This window comes from Terriglobales bacterium (genome assembly GCA_035573675.1).
Lineage (GTDB): Bacteria > Acidobacteriota > Terriglobia > Terriglobales > Acidobacteriaceae > DATMAB01.
Map to the genome: position 1 here is coordinate 138,407 of DATMAB010000006.1, position 12,750 is coordinate 151,156.

General features: G+C 64.6%; 10 protein-coding genes. 6 read left to right on the forward strand and 4 right to left on the reverse strand.

Annotated features, from left to right (window positions below):
- Positions 1-210 precede the first annotated feature (210 nt).
- From aroE to VNK82_01070, 3 genes are all read left to right on the forward strand, one after another.
- A complete protein-coding gene (gene aroE / locus VNK82_01060) occupies positions 211-1,782 on the forward strand; it encodes a shikimate dehydrogenase (protein ID HXE89531.1) in 1,572 nt (523 codons plus the stop codon).
- A 208-nt stretch (positions 1,783-1,990) separates the two neighbouring features.
- On the forward strand, positions 1,991-2,737 hold the full coding sequence (locus VNK82_01065; GenBank protein ID HXE89532.1) for a GvpL/GvpF family gas vesicle protein: 747 nt from the start codon (positions 1,991-1,993) through the stop codon (positions 2,735-2,737).
- 186 nt (positions 2,738-2,923) lie between these two features.
- Positions 2,924-3,292, forward strand: a complete 369-nt coding sequence (locus VNK82_01070) for a TraR/DksA C4-type zinc finger protein (protein HXE89533.1) — start codon at positions 2,924-2,926, stop codon at positions 3,290-3,292.
- A gap of 55 nt (positions 3,293-3,347) precedes the next feature.
- On the opposite strand, the gene VNK82_01075 is transcribed toward VNK82_01070, so the two are convergent.
- A complete protein-coding gene (locus tag VNK82_01075) occupies positions 3,348-6,182 on the reverse strand; it encodes an AsmA family protein (protein HXE89534.1) in 2,835 nt (944 codons plus the stop codon).
- Positions 6,183-6,399: 217 nt separating this feature from the next.
- On the opposite strand from VNK82_01075, the gene VNK82_01080 reads away from it, so the two are divergent.
- The 3 genes from VNK82_01080 to VNK82_01090 all read left to right on the forward strand — a co-directional run bounded on the left by VNK82_01080 (position 6,400) and on the right by VNK82_01090 (position 9,770).
- The gene (locus VNK82_01080; GenBank protein ID HXE89535.1) at positions 6,400-8,091 is read left to right on the forward strand and encodes a D-aminoacylase; all 1,692 of its coding nucleotides are present in this window, start codon (positions 6,400-6,402) and stop codon (positions 8,089-8,091) included.
- Positions 8,092-8,219: 128 nt separating this feature from the next.
- Positions 8,220-8,969 carry an ABC transporter ATP-binding protein gene (locus VNK82_01085; protein ID HXE89536.1) on the forward strand — a complete coding sequence of 250 codons (750 nt, stop codon included), beginning with the start codon at positions 8,220-8,222 and terminating at the stop codon, positions 8,967-8,969.
- 24 nt (positions 8,970-8,993) lie between these two features.
- Complete coding sequence (locus VNK82_01090; GenBank protein HXE89537.1) at positions 8,994-9,770, forward strand: ABC transporter permease; 777 nt, start codon at positions 8,994-8,996, stop codon at positions 9,768-9,770.
- Positions 9,771-9,826: 56 nt separating this feature from the next.
- Here VNK82_01090 and VNK82_01095 read toward each other — a convergent pair whose 3' ends face one another.
- The 3 genes from VNK82_01095 to VNK82_01105 all read right to left on the reverse strand — a co-directional run.
- Positions 9,827-10,252: a tetratricopeptide repeat protein gene (locus tag VNK82_01095; GenBank protein ID HXE89538.1), complete on the reverse strand. Its 426-nt coding sequence runs from the start codon at positions 10,250-10,252 to the stop codon at positions 9,827-9,829.
- Positions 10,253-11,000: 748 nt separating this feature from the next.
- Positions 11,001-12,560 carry an RHS repeat-associated core domain-containing protein gene (locus VNK82_01100; GenBank protein ID HXE89539.1) on the reverse strand — a complete coding sequence of 520 codons (1,560 nt, stop codon included), beginning with the start codon at positions 12,558-12,560 and terminating at the stop codon, positions 11,001-11,003.
- A gap of 6 nt (positions 12,561-12,566) precedes the next feature.
- On the reverse strand, positions 12,567-12,750 hold a 184-nt coding region (locus VNK82_01105; protein HXE89540.1), incomplete at its 5' end, for an integrase core domain-containing protein.

The following is a 12,750-nucleotide window of genomic DNA, read 5'->3' on the forward strand; positions in this document are numbered from 1 at the left end:
CAGCAGGCCGGCAGACCCGACCCTGAGGCGCAAACACCACGCCGGAAAGGGCCTTTTTCGGATTGAACGCTAGCAAACAGCCCCCCAGGGGTCAAGGAAAACCGTATTAACCCCTAAGGTACCAAAGGCCATCGTACCCGTAAGAAAGGTGCAAACGCTGTTGCATTGCTCCTTATGCACCTGTAATATTCGCGCGCCCACCCTGCTGAAATGACGGCTACTGCTACTTACGTCCCGCGGCTGTTGCCGCCGCGCCTGCCCCGTATTTGTGTGGCCATCACGGGCTCGAGCGGGGCGGAAATGGTCGCCAGGGCGCAGGCGGTGGTCCGGGATAACCCCTTTATTGAGTTCAGGTTAGACTACATACGAAAGCCCGCTACGGGACTGCCCCGCATCAAAGCGTTTCTGGAATACCACCCGGATGTGCTGGCCATCGCTACCTGCCGGCGGGCGGTCAACGGAGGCAAGTTCAGGGGATCGGTAGCGGCGGAGATCGCCCTGCTCACCCGGGCGGCGGCCCATGGCTGCCAACTGGTCGACCTGGAGCTGGCCAGCGCGGCCAAGGCGGACCCGGAAGACCTCTCCCGACTGCGCAGCCAGGCGGCGCTCATTCTTTCCCATCACGACTTCAAGGCCACGCGGAAGCTCGAGCAGACCTTCGAGAAGATGCGCGCCATCCCGGCCGATTTCTACAAGCTGGTCACCACCGCCAAGTGCCTGGCGGACAACGTGACCATGATGAAGTTCCTGGAGCAGAAGGCGGAGAAGTATTCCATGGTGGGCGTGTGCATGGGCGAGCAGGGGATCATCAGCCGGGTGCTGGGCGTGCGGGCGGGCAGCGTGTTCACGTTCGCGGCCGCGAGTGCCGGGGAGGAAACCGCGCCGGGGCAGATCACGGGACGCACGCTGCTGGACGTCTACCGGCTGAACCTGGTGGACGCCGCCACGCGCGTCTACGGCGTGGCCGGCGACCCCATCGAGCACTCACTCTCTCCGCACATCATGAACGCCGCCTTTCGGCGGGAGAGCGTCAACGCCGTCTACCTGGCCTTGCACGCGCGCACCCTCACCGACCTGCTCACCTGCGTGCGCGACATTCCCATCCACGGGCTCAGCATCACGATGCCCTACAAGGAAGTCATCCTCAAGCACCTGGACAACACCGACGCGGTCACCGCCAAGATCGGGGCGTGCAACACGGTCATCCGGGCGCAGGACGGCAAGCTCTACGGGTTCAACACCGACGTGGCGGGTGTGATCCGGCCGCTGGAGCAGCGCCTGCCGATCGGCGGCGCGAAGGTTCTGGTGCTGGGCGCCGGCGGCGCAGCGCGGGCCGCTGTCTTTGGGCTGAAAGAGCGGCATGCCGAGGTGTACGTGCTCAACCGCACGCCGACTGCCGGCAAGCGGCTGGCCAAGCAGGCGCGCGCCAGGTATCTGCGTCGCTCCGAGCTGAAGAAGATGCAGTTCGATGCCATTGTGAACGCCACCCCGGTGGGCATGGGCAGCGGGCGCCAGTCGCCTCTGAAGGACAATGAAGTCAACGCCCGCGTAGTGTTCGAAATGGTCTACGTGCCCGCTGAAACGCGGCTGGTGAAGCAGGCCCGGGCCCGGGGCGCGCAGGTCATTCTGGGATGGGAAATGCTCATCCACCAGGCGGCGCGCCAGTTCGAGATCTGGACCGGGAAGCCGGCTCCGCTCGACGAGATCCAGCGCACCATGTTGAGGGCGCTGGAAGCGCGGGCGGCCGCTGAAAAGGGAAAGAAGAAGAAAAAGCGCAAGTAGCCGAACCAGAAATCGCAGGGAACAGTTGCGGTTCCCGTTACGAAAGAAGTAACATAGCAAAGTTGGACATGGACCGCTGGGAAGCGGCCGTGCTCCCCGGGAATCGCCCAGGTACTGAGCAGTCACTTCCACAGAACAAGTCGTCGCCTGCAGTTGAACAAAACCCGCTGCGGCCCAGCCGCAGCGAACAGACTCGGAGGGACGGACCATGCCGTGGTACGCGTACTGCATTACGGAGCAACAGGCCTTTCAAGGTGATTCCCGAGCGCGGCGTCCGTTTCTCATCGAAGGCATGACCGGCATCCAGGGGGCGAAAGTCTACGGCTACCCGAGCGGCGAGTTCGCCGTGATTGTCAGCGAATACACGCGCACCGGCACGCTCGACCAGAAGGCCATCCTCGACCACGCCCGGGTGGTGAGCGAGTGCTTCCGCAACACCACCGTCCTTCCCTTCCGCTTCGGCACCGTATTCGACACCGACGAAGCCCTGCGTCGCGCCGTGCGCGCCAACCGCAAGGCATTCCTGGCCAGCGTCTCCAAGCTGCGGGGCAAGGCGGAGATGCACATCAAGGTGCTCATCAAGGACGGCTCGGTCGTGGCCGCCGCCGACGACGTGGTTCTGCCCGCGCAGGCGGGTGGCGAATACCTGCGGAAGCTGCGCGAGAAGGCGGCGCGCCAGCGCGAGCGCCAGACCAAGGCCCGCGCGCTCTCCGTCCAGGTCCACAAGCTGTTCTCGCCCCTGGAGGAGGAAGTCTGCTGCCGCAAGGTGGATTCCGGCGGACTGCTGATCGACATCGCCCACCTCATCGACCACAAATCCGTGGAGAAATATCAGAGCCGCTACGGGCAAGCCACTCGCCAGCTCAAGAACTGCGAGCTGGCCATCTCCGGCCCCTGGCCGCCGTACCACTTCATGCCGGGCAAGCTGCGCACGGCGGGAAACGGCAGCAGCTAGCATTCGATTCCGCTTGCTCCCAAGAAAGTTGCGCGGTGGCGTACACGCTGCGAGCCGGCGAGGTCATCTATCCGCGGCTGACACCTGGTCGAATGCGTACCCCGACGGCAGTTGACGCATCTTCCGAGCGGCCCTTATCATCATACGTTTAATCGCTCCACAGGAACGGCTCCTGAGGGAACGGCCATGGAAAAGAAGAGACTCGAGCAATTCCGCAAGAAGCTGGAGGCCCGGCAGCAAGAGCTGCGGCGCGTGGTCTCCAACACCGAGCTCGCCGGCCGCTCCGCGGACGTGGAGACCGCCCAGGACATCGCCGACAAGGCGGCCAGTTCCTACACCAAGGAGTTCCTCTTCAGCCAAAGCAACAACGAGCGCCAGCTCCTGCACGAGGTCGAGTCCGCGCTGGCGCGCATCCGCGAGGGCGAGTTCGGCAACTGCGTGAACTGCGGCAAAGAGGTCAATCCCAAGCGCCTCGAAGCCGTGCCCTGGACCCGCTTCTGCATCAACTGCCAGGAAAAACTGGAACAGGGCCTGCTGGAAGACACCGGCTCGTAATCAGAGTTCTTCGTTCGTCCGCCAGAGCGGACGTGTCTCCCGCCCGCAAACCGCTCTACTTCGGCTGTTCGGGCGGCTCTTCTTCCTGCCGGGCAGGTTGCTGCGGCGGCGGTTGAGCCGGTTTCTGCTCTTTCTTCTTCTGCTGGCCGAGAATGTTGCCCAGCAGGTCTTCGAGCGGATTGGCGGGCTGCTGTGCGGGTTCCTTCTTGGCTTCGGTCTGTTCCGGCTCTCCCTGCGGCTGCGCCTCGCCCTTCTCCTTCTTGCCGAGAATCGCTCCCAGGATGCCCTGCGTCAGCCCGCCCGGATCGGAAAGGCTGGGCACCAGGTTCTCCAGCTTCATGCGCGCGATCTTCTCCACATCCGGCGCGAAGCGGGGCTTCTCAAACGTGCCGGTCACGATGAGCGGGACGACCAGTTCGCCCTTTTTGTTGGCCAGCGCGGTGGTCAGGTAGCCGCCCACCGAGGTCCCGCCGACTTCCTTGCTGAACTCCGGCGTCAGCACCGCCGTCACCCGCAAATTCAGCGACTGGTCCACCAGACTGGCGCTGCCGGTGGCGGCCAACGTCCCTTCGCTGATGACGGCCTTCAGGTTCTCGGTACGGGCGACGCCGTTCTGCAGATCCACTTGCCCGGTGAGGCTGCTGACTTCGGTGTACGGCCGCGGCGTCCGCTTGAAGCCCAGGAACTTGGCGGCGTTGGCCACCTCGTAGACCAGGTCCATGTTGGCGATCTTGCCGTCACGCAAGTCGAGGACCACGCTGCCGTCCAGCGAGCGCGCCATCTGGCCCGAGCCGGCGAACGACGCGTTGCCGTTCGTGGCCAGGAGGCCGAATATCTTCTCCTTCACCGACGAAACCGAGGAGAGCAGCTTGTTCGCATCCACGCGTTCCAGCTTGTGCTGGAGCTGGAAGGTCACCGGCGTGGTGCGCGTGTCCGTCACGAGCGTCCCGGAGGCGCGCCCGCCGTACGCCTCGCCGTTGAGCGGCGCCATGCGGATCAGGCCGCGATCCAAGGTGACGTTGCCGCGCACGTTGGTCAGCGTGAGCTGGTCGTAGACGACGGTGCCGACCGTGAGCGTCCCGGAGCCCACCATCCGTGAAAAGAAGCTGGGCGTGGCCGTGGCCGCATACGCTGGCGGCACCAGGCGCCAGTCACGGGCGGAGGCAGGCGGCCCACTGCCGGAGAAGAGCTGCGCCCACTCGGCCAGATCCATGCGGTCGGCCGCCAGGGTGAATTCGGCACGCGGCGCATCGAATCCGCGCACCACCAAGGTTCCGCTGGCGCGCGTCTGGCCCACGGTCGCGGCCAGCTCTTCCACCACGACGGAGTTCTCCGTGAAGCGCAGGCGGGCACGGCCGATGCCCAGCGGCCTGGCCAGCGCCGGCAGGCGCAACGTGGCCCGTTCCAGCAGGCCCGTCCCGGAATAACTGCGCGCGGCGGCGTTCTTCAGCGCGCCCACCAACCGCACGTCCAGATCGAGCGCCCCCGAACCGCTCATGCCTTCGGCGGCGGAGATGCCCCAGGCGCGGGCGATGGACAAGGCCTCACCGAGTTCCGCTCCGCGAGCGCGCACGCTCGCTTCCAAACGCGGCGCGGGCGAACTGTAGCCGGTAAGGGTGAATGCCGCGGTTACGCTGGTCCCACCGGTCGAAGCGGTGAACTCGGTGGCCCGGATGGCCGCGGGCGCCAGGTCCACGGTGATGGCCGGCACCTTCACCGGCTGCGGCAGACCCGCGCCGCTGATGGCGACATCACGCGCCTTGATGCTTCCAGTAAACCCAAGCTCGGAGACCGGACCGCGCGCCTGGAGATCGGCGGCCATGCGTCCAGAAACGTTCGTGCCCGGGCTGAACGCCATCCCGAACGCCGCCGCCAGCCGCGCCGCCTCTTCGATGGAGACGTCACCGGAGACCAGGCGCAGGTCGAGCTGTGCAGGAGTGGCAGAGGTATTGACGGTGCCGGTCACCTTCAGCGGCGTCGCGCCGAGCTTCAGGTCGCCGCGCTCGATACGCAGCAGGCCTGCATCACGGGTAAGGCTGTAGTCTGCCGCGATGGGGAATCCGACATCCGCGCCACGGATGCGTGGATGGTCCAGGCGCACCGACCCGGAGGATGCCAGCTTCCCACTCCGGCTCATGATGCCCATCTCGCCGCTGGCGACGCCGCTCACGGTTGCGAACGCGTCGGAGGCGAGGAATTGTCCGAGCGAGGCAAGGTTGACGTGATCCAAATTCAGCTTGCCTTCGAAGGGCGTCGTCATCCAGTCGCCGTCGGGCAGCGGGCCGGCGCGCCCGGAAAGCGCCAGCTTCTGCGCGCCTTCGCCGGGCAGATGCACCGCGGCTTCAAGGAAGAACGGCTGTCCGGGTGCGTAATCTTCGAGCGTGAGGTCGATGTGGTCGTAGACCGCGCGCAGCGGCTGCCGGCGCGGGTCGGTGACCGCGAGCTGTCCATCCACGATGCGCAGCGTGCTGAGCGAGAAGGCTTGCCGTGCCGCCGGCTGCGCGCCAGTCTTTCGGCCCAGGCTCTCAAAGTTCCAGCGCCCATCGGCGGCACGGATGAGTTCCACCTTTGGGCGGGCCAGGTCCAGCGCGTCGATCTCCACCTGGCCGCGCAACAGGGGCCACACTCGTACGCGCACGTAGACCTCATCGGCCTGCGCAAAGACCTTCCCGGCGCCGAACGCCGGGTCGTCGGCGATAGCCACGCCGGAAGCGCGGAAAGCCAGCGGGATCACACGCAGGTGCATGGGACCGAGCGTGACCTGGCGTCCCAGCCGCTGCTCCAGTTGCGCCTGGATGGTGGAGCGGTAGGAATTCACGTCCACCAGCGAAGGCAGCGCCAGGGCCGCGATGGCCACCAGTGCCATCACCACGACGATTCCGATGAGCACCTTGCGCAAGTTGCCTTCCTTCTGCGGACCGATGGGGTGCGAACGCGCGGGTCCCGCGGGATCAGCGGACCCTACTAGGTTCGAAGCGCGCGGGGCGCACGCGGTTGTCCGCACACGGACGCATTCTAACTCCGCTCCGGTCATCGTTTCTGTGGCGGCTCATTCGTTTGACACTCTGCGGCCGGGAGCGTAGGGTGCGTCTTTCGCGGAGGACGGAATGCGGATTCGTTACCTCGCAGGAGTGGTCGCACTGGCGCTCACGGGACTGGCAGCCAGCACCAGCGCGCAACAGGAAAGCTTCGACGTCATCATTCGCGGCGGCACGGTGTACGACGGTAGCGGCGGCAAGCCGCAGCGCGCTGATGTGGGGATCCGCGGCGACCAGATCGCCGCGGTCGGCGACCTGAGCGGCGCGAAGGCCGCGACGGTCGTCGATGCCACGGGCATGGCGGTCGCTCCCGGCTTCATCAATATGCTCTCCTGGTCGACCGAATCGCTGATCATCGACGGACGTTCGCAGGGCGAGCTGCGCCAGGGCGTGACCACGCAGATCTTCGGCGAAGGCTGGTCCATGGGCCCGCTGACCGATGAGATGAAGCGCCGCCGCACAGCCGAGCAGGGCGACCTGAAGTACGACATCGCCTGGACCACGCTGGGCGAGTACCTGCGCTACCTGGAGAAGAAAGGCGTGGCGCAAAACGTCGCTTCCTACGTGGGCGCCACGACCATTCGCGAATACGTCATCGGCCTGGAGGACAAAAAGCCCACGCCCCAGCAGCTCGAGCAGATGCGCGCGCTGGTGCGGCGGGAGATGGAAGACGGCGCACTGGGCATCGGCTCGTCGCTCATCTACGCACCCGCGTTCTACGCCTCCACCGAAGAGCTGATCGAGCTGTGCAGGGTGGCTGCGCAATACAAAGGCAAGTACATCTCGCACATGCGCAGCGAAGGCAACCGGCTGATCGAGGCGGTGGAAGAGCTGATCCGCATCAGCCGCGAAGCCGGACTGCCCGCCGAGATCTATCACCTGAAAGCCGGCGGCGAGAAGAACTGGCCGAAGATGGACCAGGTCATCGCCCTGGTGGAGCGCGCCCGCGCCGAGGGCCTGAAGATCACCGCCGACATGTACACCTACACCGCGGGCGCCACCGGCCTGAACGCAGCCATGCCGCCCTGGTCCCAGTCCGGCGGCCACGAGGCCTGGTTCAAGCGCCTGCAGGACCCCGAGCTGCGCAAGAGGATCGCAGACGAGATCCGCACCCCGAGCGACCAGTGGGAGAACCTGTATCTCGCCGCAGGCTCGCCGGAGCGCATCCTGCTGGTGGGCTTCAAGAACGACAAGCTGAAGCCGCTCACCGGCAAGTCGCTGGCGGAAGTGGCCAAGATGCGCGGCAAGGATCCGGTGGAAGTCATGATGGACCTGGTGGTCGAGGACCAGTCGCGCGTGGACACGGTGTACTTCCTCATGTCGGAAGACAACGTCCGCAAGCAGATCCGGTTGCCGTGGGTGTCGTTCGGTTCCGATGAAGCCTCCATTGCGCCCGAAGGCGTGTTCCTGAAGTCCAACCCGCATCCCCGCGCCTACGGGAACTTCGCGCGCCTGCTGGGCAAGTACGTGCGCGAAGAAAAGCTCATCCCGCTGGAAGAAGCCGTGCACCGGCTGAGCGGGCTGCCGGCCACGAATCTCGGGCTCGACCGGCGCGGCTTCCTGCAGCCGGGCATGTTCGCCGACGTGGTGGTGTTTGACCCGCAGACCATCGCCGATCGCGCCACCTATGAGAAGCCGCACCAGTACGCGGTGGGCGTGCGGCAGGTCTTCGTCAACGGCGTGCAGGTCATCAAGGACGGCGACCACACGGGCGCGCTTCCCGGGCGCGCGCTGTGGGGGCCGGGCAAGGTCGCGAAGTAGGCGCGGCGCTTCGTCACGCCGGGGATGCCTGCGCAGCGCGACCGTGCTAGACTTTGTGTCCTCCTCCGGCATCTAAACAGATGCCGCTTCCCCCGCGGTGAGGAGCCGAGGTCGTTCGCGTGCCAGCCATGCCTGCCATCGAAGTCAAAGAACTCTCGAAGTCGTATCCTGCGGCGGAGCGTCCTGTTCCCGGCACCTGGCTGGCGGCGCGGCGCTCGGCGGAGCGCGTCGAGGCACTGCGGCAGGTCTCGCTCACCATTGAGCCGGGCGAGATCGTGGGTCTGGTCGGCAAGAACGGCAGCGGCAAGTCCACGCTGCTGCGGGTGCTGGCCACGCTCGACCTGCCCGACTCCGGCGAGGTCTCCGTGTGCGGGCTGGACGTGGTGGAGCACGCCGCGGCGGTGCGGCGGAAGATCGGCGTCGTGTTGCCGCTGGATGCGGGCTTCGAGCCGCGGGCCACGCTGCGCGAGAACCTGAAGTTTTTCGCCACGCTCACCGGCCGCTACATCGGTCCGCCGGACATCTACTACGCGCTCGATGCGGTCGGCCTGGCCGAGCGGGCCGACGACATCTACGCGTCGCTGGGCAGCGGGCAGCGGCGCAGGATGTCGCTGGCGCGGGCCTTCCTCAACGATCCGCGCGTGCTGCTGCTCGACGAGCCCACCCGCAGCGTGGACGCCGAGTTCGCCGGGCGCATCGCCGACCTCATCCGCCAGACCGCGCACTCCAGCGGCGCGGCGGTGCTGCTGGTCTCGCACAATCCGGAGGAGATCCGCAACCTCTGCGACCGCTCGCTGCTGCTGGACCAGGGCCGCCTGCTGCACGCCACGCCTCCGCGCAAGCCGACCATCGCCGTGCACACGGCGGTGGGAAGGTAAGCTTCCGTGCCGCGGATGCTCGACGTGGCGCAAGCTTTTTCACGACGCGAATCCCACGCGCGTCCCTCACCCTTCTATGCCCTGACGCGCTACATGCTCGAGGCGGCGCTGTTCGTGGGCGCTCTCTGGCAGCTCTCCGCATTGTGGCAGCGGCCGGTGGCCGGCATGGCCAGCTACTTCGCGTACGCCGCTCCCGCCCTGGTGCTGGTGTTGGCGACCGCGGGCGCTGCCGCCGCAACCGCGTTTGCGGTGGCACGTGCCCGTTCGACGGGCGACCTTGAGGCTTACGTGGTGACGCCCGCACCCACGGCCGGCATCGTGCTGGGGCTGGGTGCGTATCCCGCGGCCGGCATGCTGCTGCGCGCCGTGTTCGCCTACTGCTGGATGGCGCTGGCCGGCGTCGTGCCCATGGGATGGGAGATCCTGGCCACGGTGCTCAGCGTGGCGCTGGGCTTCGCCATGGTGCCGCCGCTCGGGCTGCTGTGCGCCGCGGCAGCCGTGGCCGGCCGCCGCGTGCTGGCCGCGGCCATGATGCTGCTGGGCGCAGCCGTCGTGCTCAGCGGCGCGCTCTTCCCGCTGGCAACACTGCCGGAGGGTTTGCGCGACGCGTCGCTGCTCTCGCCGTTCCGCTTCCTGGTCGATGCCGTGCGCCTGTGCTACAGCGGTGCGCCTCCGGCGTCGTTGCTGGAAGTGTGGACCAATCTGCTACTCTGGCAGGCGGTCCTGCTACCGCTGGGCTGGTTCGCGCTGGAAGCGGCGTTCACCAGCGCACGACGGCAGGGACGGCTGCGACAAGCGTGAAAGCTAGTTTCGCGTTTCGCGTTTCACGTTTCGCGAAAAGACCAAAATCGCTTTAGTCACCTCGAGCTCGCAATGTAGGCCTTGGCTTCTTGGAGTTCCTCGCAGTCCGGCACCGTGCGATCTTGGGCTGCGGCGGCCGAATACCACTGCAACGCCATCGCAGGATTCGCGGTTACTCCCAATCCCCGTGAGTAGATGCGAGCGAGTTCTACCTGTGCCAGAAATTCTCCCGCCTTGGCTGCTGCGTCATAGAGCCGAATGGCCTCGTTCATATCTCTTGGAATCCCTAGGCCACGAACATACATCCGAGCCAGCCCCGTCATGGCGCGAGAGGCACCCTGTTCAGCAGCGGCCCTTAGCAGTCGATATGCCTCGGCATAATCGGCCTCCACCTCGATGCCATCCAGGTAACAGATTCCCAGTACGGATTGAGCCACGACATTGCCTGATTCTGCCTGACGACGAAGGTGCGAAATGTTCATCTAATTGGGCCTCCGGTTCTTAGGCGTCTTGGCTCTAGATGTTTGAGCCCTTCCCATTGGTCTTCCCCAGAACCGTTCAGGTAATTGAGTTTCGAAGTCCGGTTTGCGGCTGCGTCGAGCGGTACGTGGCCTCGTCGATGGCGGTTGCACCGAGCTTGTGGAGTACCAAAAACACCGGCTGGCGTTGTCGTAAGTGTAGGTGAAGCTGGTGGCGCGGCCCAAGGCGTCGGTGATCGAGAGCAGGTTGCTCTCGGTGTCGTAGGCGTAGCTGGTCACACCTGGGCTCGGGGTTTGGGCGTCGGTCACGGAGGTCAGCCGTCGGCGTCGTCATAAGCATACGGGGAGACGACCTGAACTCAAAGGATCAGGGTGTCTCTCCGGCCGGTCCGAGAAAGACCAGAAGACAAATGAAAGCTAAGGTTGTCCCGAGAAGGACCAGACGTGTTACCCGGCTCGACCATCGCCTTGAACCCAGCCTGAAAACGACGAAGCTGATTGCGGCCAGGAACGCCGCATGAAAGGCAGCAGTGAGCACTGACACAAGCAAGTAGGCCGAGTCGGCATTTCCAAGAACCTGTTGCACAATAGTCCACGACCACAGCCAGATTACGACGTAGAAGAGAGTCGGTCGCCCAAGCTGAAAATGTGATACGGCAAGCGACGTCAGCGCAGCCGTGGTGGCAGCGGCCAGTAACAGATGCTTATTGGATGTAGTCGCACCAATCATGACTATCCTCTCTACGAGAGCTTAACGGTGACCACCACCTGTAGGCCCGCTGGGAGGCACGAAACTGTATCCCGGCGCATTTGCCGACCCCGGGAAAACTGGGGGCGTCATGTTCGCATTTCGCAGGGCGTTAGCAACCCAAAAGTTGCTGTTTGTAGAGGCTGCCCAATAGTTGGCTCCACAGGAGGGGCATTGCAGGTCGCTCAAGGCCTGTTGGATGAGCATTCTTTCCTTACATGGCGTCGCATCTCGAACGTCGGAACATGTTCCGCCAACGTCAGTCGGGTCGTCGACCAAAGGGCGTGCGCCATTGGGAAGCGGTGAATCATCCGCATGCTCTCGGTGGAGGCCATAGGTGTGCGATCCGCGGCTATTGGTCACTCGAATGTAGCAATGATTCTTACCCGTAAGCTTTCCAACGGAACCCCTCAGGAGCCGACAGCACACTTGGGTGCGCAGTCCGTCCGGATCCGTGAACATCGTGGGTGCGTTCAAGACGTAGGCATAGAAATTGATTCCGCCATTGAACCCTATGGGATCCTCAGTAAGGAACCGGGCAATCAGGGAATTGTAGTACCTTGCGCGGTAATAATGCAGGTTTGTGTCGACGTCGAATTCACGGCCGGTATAGCGAAAAGGATTTGCCAGACTGCCCTCTGGTGACGTGAGTTCGCCAAAGGACTGGTAGGTGTACACGGCACTAGCACTGCCATTCGGGTCGATGAGGGAGGTGACTGATCCCAGGCCGTCCGTCAAGTAGTAACTTGTGGCTCCGCTCCTCAGCATGGCCAGCGGCTCATCAATCCCGAGTCCTGTGGTATATCGACGAATAGCGGTTGCCGTTGCATCCAGTTCTTCAGCGATATCCGCGCTGTCATGGACGTAGGCTGTCGTATCGCTAGCTGACACCTTCTGAATCCTTCGCCCGAAGGGATCGTACTTGAAGCTGACCACGCCAACGCCGGGCAGCGTTACGCTCGTCAGCCGGTTCTCGTAATCCCAGGCGTACTGGGTTGTGCCCGAGGCGTCGGTTTTGGTGAGCGTATTGCCGTTGTTGTCGTAGGTGTACGTGACTCCCGGCCTTGACGTGAGCTGGTTCGAGTTGTTGTAGATCCAGTTCGAGTCGGTGAGCGTCGAGAGGCGGTTGCCGACTTTGTCGTATGTGTAGGCTTCGCTCGTGGTCGTCCCGTTCTGCACCACCTGGGTGAGCTGATAAATGGCATCGTACGTGTAGCTCTCGGTGACCCCGTTCAGGTGGTTAAGTTTCGATGTGCGATTGCCAGCAGGGTCGACCGTGTAGGTGGCCCCGTCAATCACGTTGGCGCCCAACTTGTGCAGCACTGACAGCAGCCGCGAGAGGTTGTCATAGCTGTAGTCCGTGTTCACGCCGTTCGGCCGGGTGAGTTGCGTGCGGCGGCCGAGGGCGTCGTAGCCGAAGGTGAAGGTCTGCGCCTGGAAGTTGGTCAGGCTGGTCAGACGGTTCAGGACGTCATAGACGTAGTCGGTCTGGCCGCCCTCGGGATCGGTGAAGCGCGTCCGGTTCGAGGCGGCATCGTACTGACCTGCCCCCTGTTTCCGCACACCGGATCATACGACTTTCATAGTCTCCTGGGTTTCGGTTTTGGCGGCGGAGGACGGCAGCTTTTCGCCGTCCGCAGCCGTCCCCATCCATGTAGCAAACTCCCTCGGGGTGCGATACCCGAGACTGCTGTGCGGCCGTTGCTCGTTGTACTCCTTCCGCCAGGCCGCGATCTTCCGCCGCGCCTCGAAC